Origin of the sequence: Enterococcus sp. 4G2_DIV0659 (assembly GCF_002140715.2) — a bacterium.
GTDB lineage: Bacteria > Bacillota > Bacilli > Lactobacillales > Enterococcaceae > Enterococcus_L > Enterococcus_L mansonii.
In genome coordinates, this window is record NZ_NGLE02000001.1 from 2,091,303 (window position 1) to 2,109,919 (window position 18,617).

The following is an 18,617-nucleotide window of genomic DNA, read 5'->3' on the forward strand; positions in this document are numbered from 1 at the left end:
TACAGGAATAGAAGCATTCAGCTTATTTTTAGGAGCTGAATGCTTTTATTCCTGCCATGCGTTTAGTTATATTCATATATGTTTTTGCAACCATGATGTATAAAAATTTTGGATATTAGATAGTTGCTCCTTCGTAGGAAATACAGAACAGCATAGGATATTTTTATGGCTTCCTTCAAGTAGTGGTTGATCAGTTAGTAGTAAGTCGTATGTTTTAAAATTTTGTTGGGTAATAGAAGTCTGTTTTTCATAGAGAATGGTAATAGATAATTTTTCTGAAAAATGTTCTTTTAGAAATTGTTCCATCCAATGATTGTGGTATATATCCGTATAAAAATAGATTCCGACACTCATTTTAGGATTGAATTTATATAAAGCATTTTGAAGTTCAGACCAATTCAATAGTAGATAGTACACAAATTCATGAGATTTTTCCAAATGAGTGTATGATAAAATTTCTCTTACATCATCTTTTATTGAGTTGAAAAAAGAAGGATAATAGTCTGTCATTGAATTTAAAAAAAATTTATATCTTGAAAAAAGTACATATTCAGTACCGTATGTAAGAGTTGTGAAATTATATAAGGTCAGCAGAAGATTATCATAATTTGTACATTTAATTTTTAAAGTGTCACAAAGGTAGTCGATTAGTGTATTTAATTTCTTTAGGGTTTTGAACTTATTTTTATCAAGCTTAGTTGATGCAATCAAGTCATTGTAAGAAAGCATAAAATCATTATTATTGATGATTGATTCTATTCTAAAAATTAAATCATGAGTTAAATTAACATTAAATGCACGCTTAAAAGGGATTTTTAAATGTGAAAATTCTGGGAAAAATAGTAACTCTTGATCAACAACATCAAATTGATGTATTTGCTTAAATCTAAGCAAGGTACTGTATACATAGAAATTAAATTTATCAATATCTAAAAGGTTTAGTGGCACAGTGTGAGGTGATAATGAAAACGTTTTAAAAAGATCGCCAAGTATTTCTAATTGATCTTGTCGAAGTATCTGTTTAGAAGTCAGATAATATTCTTTTAAAAAATATGTGTTAAAGGTAATGATGCTCCCTTCATCTCCTACGAACATAACTGCAGAAGTATCTATTTCAAAATTATAATCTGAACGTAAGTGAGAATTAACACGTCGAATCAATCTTCTTAGTGTAGATTTACTAATGAAAAGTTCTGTAGAAAGGGATTCTAATGAGTCAAAAGAGCGAGTAATCAATTTGTGAAGTAGAGAAAATTCTAGACAGTTTTTTAGAAAACAAGAGTAAATATACTCTATATTAGTGTTATTTGGAAAAAAAAGTATATATTCATAATTTGGTGTTTTTATTATTTTACAAGGATGTATCATTTCGTTGATGTCAGAAATATCTTTTAATAAAGTAACTGTATTATAATTTAAATCTTCTTGTATATGGTTTAATCTTTTAGCTTGATAAACAAATAAGTAATCTACTAATTTTAAGCGTCTTTGCAAAGGCACAGAGAGAATATTGCGCATAGGGAAGTCTCCTCCTGAATTTTCCGAAATATTTACTGGACAACTAAAGGCATTTTTTTAGTGAAGTAACTATGTTTATTCTATATCAAATAGGTATAACAATAAAATGATTTGTGCTTTTTGAAAAGTAATTTTCATCTAAAAAAATATACAAGGTTTCTAGGTATAAAAAAATTATTATTCTGTTGTAGTTGTATTTAAAAAAAACGATTTTATCATAATGAGTGATTTTTTTACATGAAAATGATATTTATGTCAAAAAATTTATTTATTTATATATATTTTGGCACAAAATCTTTTGGTGATTATATTAATATTACTATATTAGAGAAGTGGAAATAAGGAAAGGATTATGGAATTAAACATAGAAAAATACTAAAGATGCAAATAAAATTAAAGCTTTTGGAAAAATATTTTAATTTTAGAAGGTGTTGAAAGATTGATTCTCAATAAAGAAAATATATTAAATCTTTTAGAAAAGAAAGATAGAATACTATGCCATATTCTAGAATATGTTAGCACAGCTACAGCTTGTGAGTTGAGTTATGAAGAATTAGTTAAAGTAGTTGATTTATCAGCAGTCACTTTAAGTGAAGTAATAAAAGAGCTGGGTGATGAAATTGATCAGCTTGAAGTCGAAGATTATTTGGAGGTAAGTGTACTTAGTAAGAATATTTATTATTTTAAAAAAGGGAAAAATTTTTCTTTAGATTTATTTTTTAGCAAGATGATGAACAAAAGCACTTATTTTCAAATATTACAAGATTTATTTTATGGTAAAACAATAACTACGGAAAAATATGTCCAAGAATTTTTTATAAGTAGTTCATCTTTAGCTAGAAAATTTAGATACTTAAGATCATTTAGTCAAGAATTAGGAATGAAAATAATTAAAAGAAGTGGGGTATTTTACTTAAGTGGAAATGAAGAACGGATACGTTATTTCTACTATTTACTGTTTCGTGTTAGTCGAAGCTTTCCCAAAGCTGGAATGATGTCATCAAAAGTAGGTGAGTCATTAAAAATAATAGATCCTAAAATAACTCAAAATTCCATAGACTGTTTTCTTCTATATTTTAATATCAGCAAATTACGAGCTTCTAAAGGATATGTGATTGAATCGGATAGTAGTGAATTTATGGTTGTTAATAGATTGATAACAAAAGAAAAATTTTCGAATATTGTACGTAAAAACTATCAACTAATGATATCAGAAGATGCTATGGAGAAGGAGATAGCCAATTTATATTTTTTTATCAGTACAAATAATTTGCTTGATATGAAGACAGTGTTAAATGTTTCTGCATATTTAACACCTAGCACGCTCAATGATAAAGCTTTTGAAATGGCGAATCTGATTATTTACCAAATGGCGCTTTTTTTAGATATAGAGTTTCATCCAGATGAATATTTTTACCTAATTGCTAACTTGTATTTGATTTTAAAAAAACAAGCCCTTTTTTGTGTGTCTGCTGATCTTGATTATAGTCTAGCGATAGGATCATCAAAAGTATATGAACTTTATTCTAGATTTACAAAATACTTTGAAGAGAATACTCGAAAAAAAAATCCATTAAGTATAGGAACTTTGAAAGTACTTTTTAATGAAGTGTTAAAAAAAAAAGGAGTGGGATTAAAGATACTAGTTTATAGTAAATTTGGTGATAGAAATAAAGAGATTATAGAAGAAAAACTTTCGGAATTAATTTTTTATCCTATTACCTTTCTGAATACATTTTCTGATCAACCAAACATTATTGTAACAGATTATCATTTAGAAAGTACTGGTAAAACTGCTGTTTTTATTATTGAGAACTATTCAATTTACGGAGATTTAGGACGAGTTGTTCAAAGCATTAATACTAATTATTTTAATATTGAAAAGGAGGATACTTTAAATGAAGATAGGAATCATTAATTTATCAGAAAAATACGATTTAAATTATAAGGATAAATATACCAAAAAAGGAATAAGATTTATTCATTTATATTTAGACTCTCAAGAAAACCAACCATTAGAACATATGGATGCCGTTTTTATATATGATAAGAATGGATCAGATATTCGCGAATATTGCAATTGTATTTTGGAAATTCGAAAAAGGGGAATGTTTCCAATAATGCTTATGGTTAATGATTTATCTAATGTAGATCGCTTGATTTTATTAAAATTGGGAATAAACGGTTTTGTGGATTTAGACTATAATTTAGAAGAACTTATGCTGATTACAGAAAATAATTCAAATTTAAAACTTAACATTGCAGATGAAGAGAATGAAAAAGTGATTTTTCAAGTAGATGATAGAAATCGAAGCGCAATTTTAAATGGAAAAATGGAAATTTATTTAACAAAAATCGAATATAAATTACTGTCGATAATTTCATCTGATATAACAAAGGTTTTCACTTATGAAAAATTATTTAATGAGATTTGGGATTGCGAATTTAGTCAAATCAACACTAGCTTAAAGGATATAAAACCGAAAGTTGCAAATGTTGTCTTTAGTTTGCGAACGAAACTCAAATTAGCTGGAGCAGATCATAATTATATTCAAACAGTACGTTCAATAGGATATAAATTTTGTGATCGAGCGGATATAAATTTAAATTCTTAACGACTTAATTTGTAAATAAATGAGAAGTTAAATTTTGATAATGTAAATTGCTAACTGTGTTCTTTAGCTTTTGCTAAAGAACTTTTTGAGGCGATCATTTTTTTTAGATTATTTTATTGCAGTATTACTTTAAATGAACGATTTCTGCTTTACAAAATGGTAGGTGTCAAAACCTTTATTTTGTACTTAATTTTTTGCCACAGAATAAGAATGTTTTTATTTTATAATAAATAGTATAGAAATCTATATTTAGAAACAATTAATTGTGATGTAAGAGTGAACTCTAATTTTTAAATTAAGAAGGAGGATTGTTTATGTATAAAGTTGGCTGGATTAAAATGTCAGCAACAAACTCTATTGAAAATTTTGATATGGAAAAGTTAAAACCTATTTCATTTGTTCAATTTTTGGGGTTCCCAGATAAAAATGCTAGAAAAGAGTTAGATGCATTAATTATTGATGGGTCAGGCTATTCCCCGACCAAAGAGCTAATGATTATTCAATGGTTATTGCAAGAAACACTACCAATGGTATGGATTTATATGAAAGAAGCAGAATCCTCTATAGTTGATATGTATGCCTCTATAGGAGTGAACGGAATTTTGACGACCAATTATTCTTTTGAAAGTATAGGGAAATTTATAAGAAATACACTTCAAAAAAAGCAGGTTGTTCAATCAAAAAATCTTGATAAAAAACAAATGAATAATTCAAAGGTAGATTTAAATAAAAAAAATATTTCTATAATAGTAAATGGAAGGGAAATTTTTTTAACAACCCGTGAATTCAATATGCTCTATTTTCTTAGAAGTCATGCTAATCAGACAGTTAGTTACAGAGAATTATTTCAAAAGGTATGGCCTAATGAAGTATATCAAAGAGAAGTTTCAAACTATAGAATCGCTAATATAATTTCAAAGGTGCGAAAAAAAATTGAAATAGACTCAAGCAAACCGAAACTTATTAAAACAACACGTTCAATTGGTTATGTGTTTAAAGAATAGCCTTGTAAACAAACCATTTTTTTAAGTCAAACAATAGAAATTGTTTGGCAATACTAAAAAAAATAAATGGAAATTTAATCAGAGAGAGAGAATTATTTTATGAAAAAAAATAGAATCTTAACATGTGTAACGCTTGCAGCATTATTGTCACAAAATATATTACCATTATCCGCAGCTGCGGAAGTTTTAGAAGAAAATGTACAAACGGAAGACGTAACTAGTTCAGAAGTTGTTGAATCAGAATCCTCTGATTCAGAACAGGCTACTACGGAAGAAACAACAGAAACACAGATTCAACAGGATTCGTCTGAAAGTGAAGACGTTCCAGTTGAAGAAGAAAATGTGGTGCCGCATTCTAGAGCAGTACCAGCTGGTATGGAAATTACAGATGAATTACTTCAGGAAATTAAAATTTATAATATGACAGATAACGTAGGCACCGAATACAATACTAATGGTATAAATCGTATAGAAAATGGTGCAGCAGTTAAGCTACAATTGGATTTCAATCAAGTTGGTACATATCACAGCGGAGATACGTATACGCTACCACTACCTGATTACATCGGGTTAAGTGGAATTGATATAACGCTTACAGGAAGCACATCAGCTAAAGCAACAGTGGACGCAGCCAACCGTCAATTAGTGGTTACCTTTACAGAAGCGACTACAGACCCTAATTTTACAATCAACATTTTAACTTATCTAAAAGTAGAGGCTGGAATCAAACCAATTGTAACCCTTGATACAGCTGGAAAGACAGCTAAAACTTATACATTTAATGCGTATGAAAAAGTAGAGGATATTAAGTTTATTAGTGATAAAAATGTATGGGGAATTTCTGGAGATATTTTTTATAACTTATCTCGAGCACTTTCAGGAGAACAATTTTTAAATATCACTAATAGTGCTTTTGCAACTATAGAAAACCAAGGAATCCAACTGGCTTTAGTAGATCCAGATAAGGGTATCACTGTAAAGTCTTATTATGTGGATGTTAAAGGAAATCCTATTTTAGATACTGAAGAGGTTTTAGTTGATGGTACGGATTATGTGATTATTGAGAACAGTGATAAGAAGCTTTCAGTTAAAGTGACAAATATGGACCAAGAAAAAACGTATGTTGTATCAACAAGTAAAGAGTATGCACTCCAAGGGACTACGGCATCAAAGTACACTGCACCAGACAAAACATTAGGAAGATGGGCATATGGAAATTTAACCTACTATAACGCAGATTCTAGTTCTGTACTTTCGTCCTATTATTCTGCAAATATTAGTAATAAAGGGGGGAAGAATTTAAAAAATGATGGTATAGCTGGAACAATGACTTCTGCGCAACTCATTTCTGGAGATAAATACAGAGTGAACTTGTTAAATAAGAATGATCGGTTTAAATACGCCGTCAAGGCAGGAGATACCTTTACTATTACAAGCGATAACGGGCAACCAATTACTGATTATTTATTAAGCATCTATGATGCAAATAATACAAATGTAGCAGAATCTTCTTTTGAAATTGTACCCACAGGATCAGAAAACATTCTCACGCTCAGAGCAAAACAAGATATAGTATTAAGTCAGATGTATGTTGAAGCAACTGTTCCACAAAATAAGGAAGCGGTTGTGTTATCTGCAGAGAATACAATGATCAATGCGGGAGCAAAATATGAAGTACTATACAATCCGTACATTGAGAAAATTTCTGTAATCAATGCAGATTTTGGCGGAACAGCTTGGGGAAATAGTAATGCGGCAAGTAATAATTCCAAAAATGCTAAAATTCATTTGGAGGGAACAACTGCAGAGCCTCTAAATAATATTAAAATCACAATAGATCACCCTTCCTATTTTTCCGTTAGAGAAATACAAGCACTTGTAACAAGTCAGAAAACCTATAAACTAGGTGTGGATTATACTATAGAAAAAGTTAGTGACACAGAAACAATAATTGCATTTACTACACCTATTACCAATACGATAGATTATTCATTAGTTTTTAATTATGTTCCAGATGGATTAGATAAAACAGAGCCTATTCCAAGTGGTGATAATGCAGTAGATTCTACTGTCACACTTTCAGCCGATGGGTATGAAGATATTCCACCTGTTTTAGTCTCTTCTTACTTAAAAGAAAGAGAGTATAGTGAAGCAACTCTTCAATCTACTCCAGGTAAAAACTCGTTAGCATTTTTGGTGAATGCACGTAATGACTCCTATGATTCATTGATCGTAACATCAGACATTTCTAAGATGGAAGATACAGCAGCAAGTTACAAAATATATAATATTTCCAATGATCAAGTAAAATCAATCGCACATCCTGACTGGACACTTTACGAGAATTCAAGTTTATTAACTAATACTGAGGTGAAGTTGGGGGATGCTGAGTATCCTACAATTACTTACGATGAGACCAAGAAAGTTTATACGTTCGATTTTGGGGAGACGTCTAATCGTTATCTAATTGTTTGGGAAAGAACGAATAATTGGGTCAATAGGTCTAATGATACAATTGAATCAACAGTAACAGGACAACAAGAAGAACCTGTCTCTCAATCGTTTCAAACAACGCCCGCAACTCCTATAGATACATCTGTACTTGAAAAAGATGATACGTTCTTAAATGTAGTTCAACATACATTTACTACAAAAAATGTAGATGCGAATAAATATAAGTTGCTTAGTCCGTCATTTGATATTACTCTTTCTGGGGCAAGTAAAGCAGTAGCCGAAACGGCTTCTATAGCAATCGTAACTAGTTCTGGAGCAACTATCCCTGAAGATGAATACATTATTGTTCCAAAAGTAGATGGAACAGGGATCTCTATCCAGTTTAAAGAAGGATATGTATTAACAGAAAATATAACATTAACTTACAATTCAATTTCTTCTCAATCTGGAAAAGTTTCTACGACTACATCGATAAAATCAGACAGCTTGATTGGATATGACAGTTATCAACTAAGTAAGTTAAGTAATAGCGTTGATATTGAATATGTAGCAGGAGATATGGTTACAAAATTAGTATCAGGAAAAGTACTTTCATACAATACGGTTACAGAAGAGCCCTTAGGGAATGTAGCATTCATCTTGAAAAATCTTGATACAGGAACAGAAGTATCATACACAACAGATGAAGCTGGACTTCAGGCTCTCACAGGAATTCGAACAGGTAACTATAGCTTAGTAGTAACAGAGGTACCAGAAGGATATACTGTTCCAAATGAATATTTGGCTGGCAAAGAACTTAAAATTGTTGAAGATACTGCTCTAAATGAGTTTAAAATTCCTTTGACACCAAAAGAAAACAAAGAAGCGGTAGAAGGAAAAGACTCAACGATCTATGTGGGAAGCACTTGGGATAAAGAAGACAACTTTGTTTCAGCAACCGACAAAGATGGGAACACCGTAACCTATACTGAGTCAATGGTAGACAAGATCGTAGATAAAGCAACAGGAGAAGAAGTAACAACAGTCGATACTAGCAAGCCAGGAGTATACGAAGTAACGTATACCAACGGAGGAGCAACTGATACCGTAACAGTTACAGTTCTAGAAAACAAAGAAGCGGTAGAAGGAAAAGACTCAACGATCTATGTGGGAAGCACTTGGAATAAAGAAGACAACTTCGTTTCAGCAACCGACAAAGATGGGAACACCGTAACCTATACTGAGTCAATGGTAGACAAGATCGTAGATAAAGCAACAGGAGAAGAAGTAACGACAGTCGATACTAGCAAACCAGGAGTATATGAAGTAACGTATACCAACGGAGGAACAACTGATACCGTAACAGTTACAGTTCTAGAAAACAAAGAAGCTGTAGAAGGAAAAGACTCAACGATCTATGTGGGAAGCACTTGGGATAAAGAAGACAACTTCGTCTCAGCAACCGACAAAGATGGGAACACCGTCACATTCACTGAGTCAATGGTAGACAAGATCGTAGACAAAGCAACAGGCGAAGAAGTAACAACAGTCGATACTAGCAAACCAGGAGTATATGAAGTAACGTATACCAACGGAGGAGCAACTGATACCGTAACAGTTACAGTTCTAGAAAACAAAGAAACGGTAGAAGGAAAAGACTCAACGATCTATGTGGGAAGCACTTGGAATAAAGAAGACAACTTCGTCTCAGCAACCGACAAAGATGGGAACACCGTCACATTCACTGAGTCAATGGTAGACAAGATCGTAGATAAAGCAACAGGAGAAGAAGTAACGACAGTCGATACCAGCAAACCAGGAGTATATGAAGTAACGTATACTAATGGAGGAGCAACCGACACCGTATTAGTTACAGTATTAGGAAATAAAGACATAGTAAGTGAGAAGGAATCAATTACAACTGAAAAGACTGAAGAAAAAGCAGCAGTTATTGGAAACAAGACAGAAGTAAAGGGAGCAACATATGAAAAAAGTGGATCGTTGACCCAAAAACTTCCTTCAACGGGAGAAGATATTAGCATTCTTACTAGCATTTTGGGTGGAATACTTCTTACTATTGTGTTGTTCTTTAAAGGAAGAAAGTATAAAAAGAAAGAGTAATGAAAGTGCAAAGTGAACTGTGTAAGTAGCTAATTCCAGAGGCTATCTATCTGTCAACTAAAGTTGGCGAAAAATTAAAGGATTAAATTGATTATCATGAAGCCTAGAGGTAAACTCCTCTAGGTTTTTCGATAAAGTAAAGAACTTCTGGGCAGGTCAGATGCTTGATTTTCTTCGGATAGTAAAACTCATTAAATAGTTTAAAAACGAAAGAAACAGCGCTTTTTTCGATTAGAAATAGGTTTGATAGTCCGATATGCCAATCAATAAGTTCGTGAATCTCAACAAATAATTTTCATTATTTCCTTGTTCATTTTTTGAAGTAGTCTTAATCCTTAATAATCAATGCACTTGTGTCTTCCAGGTGATAGGAAGACAAATCTAGTTTGACTGATTTATTTATTTTAGGATCATATTTAGTGATTTGGTCGTCAAACATAAAATAATAATAGCCATTTTTCATAGAGAGAAATGGAGAATTTATATGTTTTTCTTTTTCTTGTTTTTCGTATTCTGGAAAATGAATGAACGATTCAGATTGTTCTTTCAAATGATAAACAGTCCACGTATAACTTTTTACATACAATTCATAATGACGAATAAGTAGGTGTTCATTTTGAGCATCCACGTATATCTCCATTGGATAAGGATACGTTAGATTGATGTATTCTTTCTTTTTGTTTGCCAAATCATAGACAAGGATTCGTTTAGATTCGCCAGGTTCACCGTCTGAACGTATGCCAGCATTGCCTTCAGTTATATATAGTTTGTTTTGAAATGCAGCCATTCTCATGTAAGCACTCGTTTCATCCCCTAAGTCTATTTCTTCTACTACCTCCAACTCTTTTGTCATTTTTAGTAATATATTCTTACTCGTTCCGTCGTCGGGATTATTATAAGCGCACAAAACATAAAGATATTCCCCAAGCGGAATTAATTGGTTAGTCAGAATACTTTCTTTTTGATGGATTTCTTTTTTTAGCTTAAGTTTCAAGTTTTTGTCATATTTATAAAACTCTGTTCGATCGCTAAAACAAGTGGTTGTATAAAAAAATTCTCCATCTACATTGGAAGTATAGGCATCATTGCCTTTTGCTTTTACAAGATCAATCGACAAATCGCTATTGATTTTGGCTAAAAAAACGTCAAGTTTCGGACTTTCAGATGTTTTTGTATAGTAGCTGTTATTCATTTCCCAAAAGTTAGTACGCCAAAAATTTAGGTTGCCATCTGTTCGTTTTTGTTGTTCAACGTTTTGCAAGGCATCGTCTTTTTCTTTAAATGTTGTGATGTTTTTTGAATCAATGATGGCAAGATCGTATTCTTTTTTTGGTAGAGTCGTTGTTTTTTTGCAGCTACTTAGAATAAATAAGACCAATAAGGAGATGGCTATTAGGAGGTTAAGATAATATTTTTTCATGTTCAGCTCTTTTCTTAACGTAAGATTTGTTAATAATTTTGATTATACGTTAGTAAGAATTTGGTGTCAATTTGATTATATTAAATATTGTTTGTCTATAGTAGGCGTTTAAAGGGTAGAAACAATCTCGTTTTATTTTATGTGAAAATCAATGACTGAAAGAAATCGTTCCTTCGCCAAAACTCTTCTTTCAATGGTATGATAAATGAAGAAAAAGGCAGAGAGGAGAGTGTGATATGAAAAAATTAGTTTTATTTGGTGATAGTATCACTGCTGGATATGGAGAAGAAGCAATCACTCCGATTTTACAACAGTTAATTACGGAGGGATTAGAAGCACAAAATCTAGAAGAAATCACGATTATCAACGCTGGGATGCCGGGCGATACTACCGTTGATGCGATGAAGCGTTTAGATAAAGAAGTCTTGAGAGAGAAGCCTGATCTTGTGACGATTTTCTTTGGAGCGAATGACACAAATAGGGATAATTTAGTTTCTCTAGAAACATTTGCAGAAAATATTGAAACAATGATTGTAAAAATCGGCAAGGAAAAAGTTATTTTATTGACACCGCCTTATGTGGATTGTGCTAGAAAACCAAATCGTGAGGATGGACGGATTCGTGAGTACGCAGAGCGAGTAAAAGCGATTGCTGAACGATATGAGATTCCAGTCATCGATCTTTATAAAGCGATGGTGGTTTATCCTGGCACCGATGAGTTTTTACAAGCAGATGGTCTGCATTTTTCTAAAACAGGCTACGACTTACTTGCAGCCTTGATTGTTCGTGAAATAAAAGGTAGACTGATGACAAAAGACAATAGTTAGGAAGAAGAACATGACGAATCATTATTATACAGAAAATCCAGATCTTGCCCATGATTTAGAGCAGTGGTCATTTGAATTAAGAGGAAAGAAATTCCAATTTTTAACTGATAGCGGGGTCTTTTCCCGTAATACAGTGGATTTTGGCTCACGAGTGTTGATCGATGCGTTTGACTTTGAAGAATTACCAGAAGGAAAATTGCTGGATGTCGGTTGTGGCTATGGTCCAATCGGTTTAACATTAGCGTCAATCAGTGGTAGAGAAGTAGAGATGATTGATGTTAATCAACGAGCAGTGGCTTTAGCACAGGAAAATGCTAAGAAAAATCAAGTGAAAAACGTAGACATTCACACGTCCAATATTTATGCAGATATCCATGAAACGCACTATGCTGCAATCATCAGTAATCCGCCAATTCGTGCAGGGAAAAAAGTGGTTCATGAAATTTTAAGTGAAGCCCATCCTTTGCTTGTTACTGGTGGTACATTAACGGTCGTTATCCAAAAGAAACAAGGCGCACCTAGCGCAGAGAAAAAAATGGAAGAAGTCTTCGGCAATGTCGAAGTCGTAACCAAAGATAAAGGCTATTATATTTTAAAAAGCGTGAAAGAAGCTTAAATCTTTAAAGAGCAATGCCAAAGCAGTCTTCGACAGAAGTTGCGGCATTGCTTTTTTTTGGTCGAAACTATCTTTTTGCAAGGGTTTCCTCTAAAATAGATGTACAAGAAGAAAAGTCAAGACAGTGAGTGAGATTGGAGTGAGCTAGATGGTCACGATTAAAGACGTAGCGAAGCACGCTGGGGTATCTGTCGCTAGTGTATCCAGATATATTAATAAAAACGGGTATGTACGAACTGAAACAGGGAAAAAAATTGCAGAAGCAATCAAAGAATTGGACTATGTACCTAACGAAGTGGCACGATCTTTATTTCAAAAAAAATCGAAAATCATCGGCGTGTTATTGCCGGATATTGCCAATCCGTATTTTCCTTTACTAGCAAAAGGAATCGAAGAAACGTTGATCAAAAATGGGTATATGATGCTTTTGGCGAACACATCCGATTCACAAGAGCAGCTAAACCAGTATATTACCACGTTTATTCAAAATAATGTCAGTGGAATTATCACTGCCTTACCGATCAAACCTCTTCCAGATATTTCTGTTGTTGGAATCGATCGAGTATATGAAGGGGAAATCAGCAAAGTGTTGCCAGATGATTATTTAGGTGGAAAATTGATTGGTGAAGCAATTTTAAAGACGACATTTGAACATATCTTGATTATTACAGGAAGTCTTTCTTTTACTAGTGCGAAAAAGCGTTTAAAAGGATTGACCGATGTACTAGACATGGAAAAAACGGCCTATGATATTTATGAAACCTCTTCTTTTAATGTGAATGAAGTGGATAAAATTTCTGACCGATTTTTTGAACAGTATGCTTCTGTCGATACAGTCATTGCTTCAAATGATTATTTAGCATTAAAAATTATGCAAAAAGCACAACAACGAGGGATGCGGATTCCAGAGGATTTACAGATTATTGGGTATGACGGTATTCCGTTTGCGGATATGACTTATCCTAAGTTAACGACGATTCAACAACCTGTTTACGAAATTGGTGAGACCGCAGCAGAGATCATGATGCAGTTAGTAGCCCAAGAAAAAATAGACAAAGAAGAGAAAATATTGCCCGTTAGACTGCAAAAAGGAGAAAGTTTACGCTGAAAGGGTTTACAAAATCGGTAAAAAGTGTTAATGTACAACCATAGGTAACCGGTTACACATTGTGGATGGAGATGATAAAATGAAAAAAGCAGCAGTGATAGGCAGTATATCTACGGACTTTGTAGTCACAACAGAAGTAATCCCAAATCAAGGGGAAACGGTTGTTGGTCAAAGTTTTCAAACCTTCTTTGGTGGAAAAGGAGCCAATCAAGCAGTTGCTCTTAGCCGAGCAGGGGTAGATGTATTTATGTTAGGGGCTGTCGGAAGCGATTCTTTTGGAAAGGAATTGATCAGAAATTTAAGTGAAAATGCTATTCATACAGAAATGATCCAGACCATTGAAGAAAGTGAAAGTGGTTCTGCCCATATTCAGATAAAAGATGGCGACAATCGGATTGTCATTATTCCAGGAGCGAATGACCTGATTTCTATTGAAATGGTTAAACAGTATCAAGAAGAGCTACAAAAAATGGACATCATTGTATTGCAAAATGAAATCCCGTTAGAAACTATTGAATATTTGATTGATTGGTGCTTTGAGCACAAGATCAAAACTATTTATAATCCAGCACCAGCGAAAGAAATTGCTGGAAAATATATTGATAAAGTGACCTACATCACACCAAATGAGCATGAAACAGCGTTATTGTTTAAAGGTGAAGCAAGAGAAAACGTCCTTAAAAGATACCCAAACAAATTAATTGTCACGCTAGGAGAACAAGGAGCTGTCTTTCATGATGGGGAAAAAGAAGTCGTTGTGCCAGCACATCGCGTTACGAATGTAGTAGATACGACAGGTGCAGGAGATACGTTTAACGGCTATTTTGCGAAAGGGATTTTAGACGGAAAATCATTAGCTGAAAGTTTAGCACTAGGTAACGCGGCTTCTGCTTTGGCTATTCAAGCAAAGGGAGCGCAAGATGGGATTCCGGTGTATGAAAAGGTGGTTGGGGCATTATGAAAAAAAGTGGCTTATTGAACTCAGAAATCGCCAAAATGGTTGATGATTTACGTCATACAGATCGTTTCATTATTGGCGATTGCGGTCTGCCAGTTCCAGAAAATGTGAAGGAAATTGATATTTCTTTAAAGCAAGGCACTCCGTCATTTTATTCGGTGTTGGAAACCATTTTAGCAGAAGTTGCGGTTGAAAAAGTGGTCTTAGCCGATGAAATCAAAGAAAATAATCCCGCTCTTTATGAACAAGTAACGCCCTTATTTTCGACAATCGAGTATGTTTCACATGAAGAATTCAAGCAGTTGAGCCAAGGCGTAAAAGCAATTATCCGCACAGGTGAAGTGACGCCGTATGCAAATATTATTTTACAGTCAGCAGTGATTTTTTAGAAAATGAGAGGAGTGTTCTCATGGAAGTAAAAATGTCAGGGATCAATAAATGTTTTGGCACAAATAAGGTATTGGAAGGCGTTGATTTTGAACTGAAATCAGGCGAAATCCATGCTTTAATGGGAGAAAACGGTGCTGGAAAATCGACATTGATGAATATTTTAACGGGGCTGCATAAACAAGACGCTGGAAAAATATTTATTGATGGAAAGGAAAGATACTTTAAAAACCCAAAAGAAGCCGAAGAGTTTGGGCTAACGTTTATTCACCAAGAAATGAATACGTTTTCTAACATGACAGTTTTGGAAAATATGTATTTAAATCGAGAAATCAAAACAAGTTTTGGTCTACTCGACAACAAAAAAATGGCTGAACAAGCGAAAGCGATTTTCGATGAACTGCATATTTCATTGGATTTATCTGAGCAGGTGGATCGCTTATCTGTCGGTCAGCAGCAAATGCTTGAGATTGCTAAATCATTGATGCTAAATGGTCAAGTCTTGATTATGGATGAGCCGACTGCTGCACTTTCTGAGATGGAAATTGCGAACTTGTTTAAGATTATTCGTGGGTTAAAAGAAAAAGGTGTCGCGATTGTTTATATCTCTCATAGAATGGAAGAAATTTTCTCTCTATGTGATCGAATTACAGTGATGCGTGATGGGATTTCTGTTAGTTGTTACCAAATTGCTCAAGTCGATGTGAATCAGATTGTGCATGATATGGTGGGAAGAGATATCGGTGATTTTTATCCAGAGAAAACAAATAAGATTGGTTCAGTCAAATTTGAAGTGAACCATCTGACATCAAAAAATCTGTTTGAAGATGTGTCTTTTTCAGTTAGAGAAGGGGAAATTTTAGGTTTTTCAGGATTGATGGGTTCTGGACGAACGGAAATTATGCGGGCTGTTTTTGGTATCGATTCACATGATTCTGGTGACATTCTTTTGCAAGGGGAAAAATTAAAAATAAATAAACCATCTGACGCAATCAAGCACGGAATTGGTTTTTTAACAGAAGATCGGAAAGAAGAAGGGCTGATTCTTGATTTCAGTTTAGAAGATAATATTGTGTTGCCTTCAGTGGATGAATTTGCCAAACATGGGTTGTTGGAAAAGAAAACGATGGATGAATTTGTGAACTTACTTTTAAAACGTTTAACGGTCAAAGCAGAAAGCAAAGAAGTTCCTGCAAGTAGTTTATCAGGAGGAAATCAGCAAAAAGTCGTTTTAGCCAAATGGATCGGGATTGGTCCACAAGTCTTGATTTTAGATGAGCCAACTAGAGGTGTTGACGTAGGGGCGAAACGAGAAATTTATCTGTTGATGAATGAATTAGCAGAACGAGGTGTGGCGATCATTATGATTTCAAGTGATTTGCCAGAAGTTATGAGTGTGAGCGATCGTGTGATTGTAGTTAGAGAAGGAAAAATTGCTGGTGAAGTAAGAAAAGAAGAGGCGACACAAGAAAAAATTATGAACCTAGCTACAGGAGGAAATTAATCATGGAAAAGACAAAACAGAAAAAAATTGCTCTTGGGTCATTAGGACCGTTACTTGCATTAGTCGTATTAGTGATTGTCGTAACGGTGTTAAATCCTAGTTTTATTGCGACGAATAATTTGCTGAATTTACTACGTCAAGTATCCATCAATGCGTTGATTGCTTTTGGAATGAGTTTTGTTATTCTCACTGGCGGTATTGATCTTTCGGTCGGTTCTACATTAGCGTTATCAGGTGCGTTGACGGCAGGATTGATTGCCAGCGGAGTATCACCGGTTCTTGCAATGCTTTTCGGTGTGGTTTTGGGTGCATTTCTTGGCATGATAAATGGTTTGTTGATTACCAAAGGGAAAATGGCACCGTTTATCGCAACGCTTGCCACTATGACGATTTATCGTGGGGCGACGTTGGTTTATACAGATGGGAACCCAATTACTGGAATCGGCAAAAGTTTTATTTTTCAATTTATGGGTAAGGGTTATTTATTTGGTATTCCATTTCCAATTATTGTTATGTTGCTATTTTTCGTATTCCTTTATACCTTGCTTCATAAAACAGCTTTCGGTAAAAAAACATACGCTGTAGGAGGGAATCTTAAAGCGGCTGAAATTGCTGGGGTCAAAACAGACAAAATTCAAATCATCATCTACACGATCTCAGGATTGATGGCTTCCATCTCAGGAATTATTCTAACTTCAAGACTAAATTCAGCGCAACCAACGGCAGGACAAGCCTATGAAATGGATGCTATTGCAGCGGTTGTGTTAGGCGGAACGAGTTTATCTGGAGGAAAAGGACGATTGTTTGGGACCTTGATTGGGGCGCTGATTATAGGCACGATTAACAATGGCTTGAATTTATTAGGCGTATCTAGTTTTTATCAACAAATCGTTAAAGGCTTAGTTATTATCATTGCGGTATTGTTAGACCGCAAACAAAATAAATAAAGATGAAGGAGAATCGCACAATGAAAAAACTAGTATTATCAATGGTGGCGGCAGGGTTACTTTTATCAGGATGTGGCGCAGCAACATTAGGAGAAAATGATACGCAAACAGACAAAAAAACAGAAGAGAAAAAAGCAGCAGATTTAAAAGTAGGGGTAAGTATTTCTACCTTAAATAATCCATTCTTTGTTTCTGTAAAAGATGGGATTCAAACCTTAGCAGATGAAAATAAAACAAAAACGATCATATCCGATGCACAAAATGATGCCTCAAAACAAAGCAATGATATTGATGATCTGATTCAACAAAAAGTAGATGTTATCTTAGTCAATCCAGTTGATTCTTCAGCAATCCAACCTGCTGTTGAAGCAGCCAATGAAGCGAATATCCCTGTCATTGCGTTAGATAGAAGTTCTGATGGTGGGGAAATCTTAACACTAGTTGCTTCTGATAATGTAAAAGGTGGGGAAATGGCAGCTAATTTTATCAAAGAAAAAGTAGGGAAAGACGCAAAAGTGGCACAATTAGAAGGAACACCAGGTGCTTCAGCGACAAGAGAGCGTGGAAAAGGCTTCGAATCAATTGCTAAAAAAGACTTGAAAGTCGTTCAAAGCCAATCTGCTGACTTTGACCGTGCTAAAGGATTAACGGTTATGGAAAATATCTTGCAATCAAGTTCAGATATAAAAGCGGTTTTTGCTCAAAATGATGAAATGGCTCTAGGAGCAGTAGAAGCTTTAAAATCAGCAGGTAAAAAAGATGTTTTAGTGGTTGGGTTTGATGGAAATGAAGATGGCTTGAAAGCTGTAAAAGCAGGAACCTTAGCTGCAACAGTGGCTCAACAACCTGTGGAAATGGGTAAACTTGCTTTACAAGCAGCCTATGATCATTTTGAAGGGAAGAAAGTGGAGAGTAAAATTGATTCGCCGTTGGAATTAGTGGAAGCAAAATAGACTGATGCAGTGAAGTGAGAATTTTTTTTATGGAAATGCCTCCTAAAGCTTGAATAAATGGAGGTTGAGATAAAAGTCGATTAGGTTCGAGCTAGTGGAGTAAAAAATCGAACAATACACTTCTTGTATTGCTCGATTTTTGCGAAATTGCCGAAGAACCTGCCTTTTGTCTACCGTTTATTAGGATTTAGAGTGTGAAACAAAAC

The 18,617-nt window shown here is 34.1% G+C and carries 14 protein-coding genes; 12 read left to right on the forward strand and 2 right to left on the reverse strand.

Annotated features, from left to right (window positions below; translation table 11 throughout):
* Positions 1–72 precede the first annotated feature (72 nt).
* On the reverse strand, positions 73–1,518 hold the full coding sequence (locus A5880_RS09610; RefSeq protein ID WP_336577070.1) for an AcpB/EbpR/MafR family transcriptional regulator: 1,446 nt from the start codon (positions 1,516–1,518) through the stop codon (positions 73–75).
* A gap of 439 nt (positions 1,519–1,957) precedes the next feature.
* Here A5880_RS09610 and A5880_RS09615 point away from each other — a divergent pair, with 439 nt between their 5' ends.
* The 4 genes from A5880_RS09615 (at position 1,958) to A5880_RS09630 (ending at position 9,691) form a co-directional block, all read left to right on the forward strand.
* Entirely contained in the window at positions 1,958–3,436 is a 1,479-nt protein-coding gene (locus A5880_RS09615) for a helix-turn-helix domain-containing protein (protein WP_336577071.1), read from the forward strand.
* Entirely contained in the window at positions 3,417–4,133 is a 717-nt protein-coding gene (locus A5880_RS09620) for a winged helix-turn-helix domain-containing protein (protein WP_336577072.1), read from the forward strand. Before A5880_RS09615 ends, A5880_RS09620 begins: the two co-directional genes overlap by 20 nt.
* Before the next feature lie 314 nt (positions 4,134–4,447).
* Positions 4,448–5,137, forward strand: coding sequence for a winged helix-turn-helix domain-containing protein (locus A5880_RS09625; RefSeq protein WP_336577073.1), 690 nt, complete (start codon positions 4,448–4,450; stop codon positions 5,135–5,137).
* 99 nt (positions 5,138–5,236) lie between these two features.
* Complete coding sequence (locus tag A5880_RS09630; RefSeq protein ID WP_336577074.1) at positions 5,237–9,691, forward strand: bacterial Ig-like domain-containing protein; 4,455 nt, start codon at positions 5,237–5,239, stop codon at positions 9,689–9,691.
* A 328-nt stretch (positions 9,692–10,019) separates the two neighbouring features.
* Here A5880_RS09630 and A5880_RS09635 read toward each other — a convergent pair whose 3' ends face one another.
* Entirely contained in the window at positions 10,020–11,111 is a 1,092-nt protein-coding gene (locus A5880_RS09635) for a hypothetical protein (protein WP_086330747.1), read from the reverse strand.
* 236 nt (positions 11,112–11,347) lie between these two features.
* Here A5880_RS09635 and A5880_RS09640 point away from each other — a divergent pair, with 236 nt between their 5' ends.
* The 8 genes from A5880_RS09640 to A5880_RS09675 all read left to right on the forward strand — a co-directional run bounded on the left by A5880_RS09640 (position 11,348) and on the right by A5880_RS09675 (position 18,411).
* A complete protein-coding gene (locus tag A5880_RS09640) occupies positions 11,348–11,938 on the forward strand; it encodes an SGNH/GDSL hydrolase family protein (protein WP_086330748.1) in 591 nt (196 codons plus the stop codon).
* Positions 11,939–11,948: 10 nt separating this feature from the next.
* Positions 11,949–12,554 (forward strand): class I SAM-dependent methyltransferase, encoded by a 606-nt coding sequence (locus A5880_RS09645; protein ID WP_086330749.1) that lies wholly within the window; start codon positions 11,949–11,951, stop codon positions 12,552–12,554.
* A 148-nt stretch (positions 12,555–12,702) separates the two neighbouring features.
* Positions 12,703–13,662 carry a LacI family DNA-binding transcriptional regulator gene (locus tag A5880_RS09650; protein ID WP_086330750.1) on the forward strand — a complete coding sequence of 320 codons (960 nt, stop codon included), beginning with the start codon at positions 12,703–12,705 and terminating at the stop codon, positions 13,660–13,662.
* Between the two features lie 79 nt (positions 13,663–13,741).
* Complete coding sequence (gene rbsK, locus A5880_RS09655; protein WP_086330751.1) at positions 13,742–14,623, forward strand: ribokinase; 882 nt, start codon at positions 13,742–13,744, stop codon at positions 14,621–14,623.
* Positions 14,620–15,009 (forward strand): D-ribose pyranase, encoded by a 390-nt coding sequence (rbsD, locus tag A5880_RS09660; RefSeq protein WP_086330752.1) that lies wholly within the window; start codon positions 14,620–14,622, stop codon positions 15,007–15,009. The genes rbsK and rbsD overlap by 4 nt, the downstream gene beginning before the upstream one ends.
* A 20-nt stretch (positions 15,010–15,029) precedes the next feature.
* On the forward strand, positions 15,030–16,511 hold the full coding sequence (locus A5880_RS09665) for a sugar ABC transporter ATP-binding protein (RefSeq protein WP_086330753.1): 1,482 nt from the start codon (positions 15,030–15,032) through the stop codon (positions 16,509–16,511).
* A 2-nt stretch (positions 16,512–16,513) separates the two neighbouring features.
* The gene (locus tag A5880_RS09670; protein WP_086330754.1) at positions 16,514–17,458 is read left to right on the forward strand and encodes an ABC transporter permease; all 945 of its coding nucleotides are present in this window, start codon (positions 16,514–16,516) and stop codon (positions 17,456–17,458) included.
* 20 nt (positions 17,459–17,478) lie between these two features.
* Positions 17,479–18,411 (forward strand): D-ribose ABC transporter substrate-binding protein, encoded by a 933-nt coding sequence (locus A5880_RS09675; RefSeq protein ID WP_086330755.1) that lies wholly within the window; start codon positions 17,479–17,481, stop codon positions 18,409–18,411.
* Positions 18,412–18,617 lie beyond the last annotated feature (206 nt).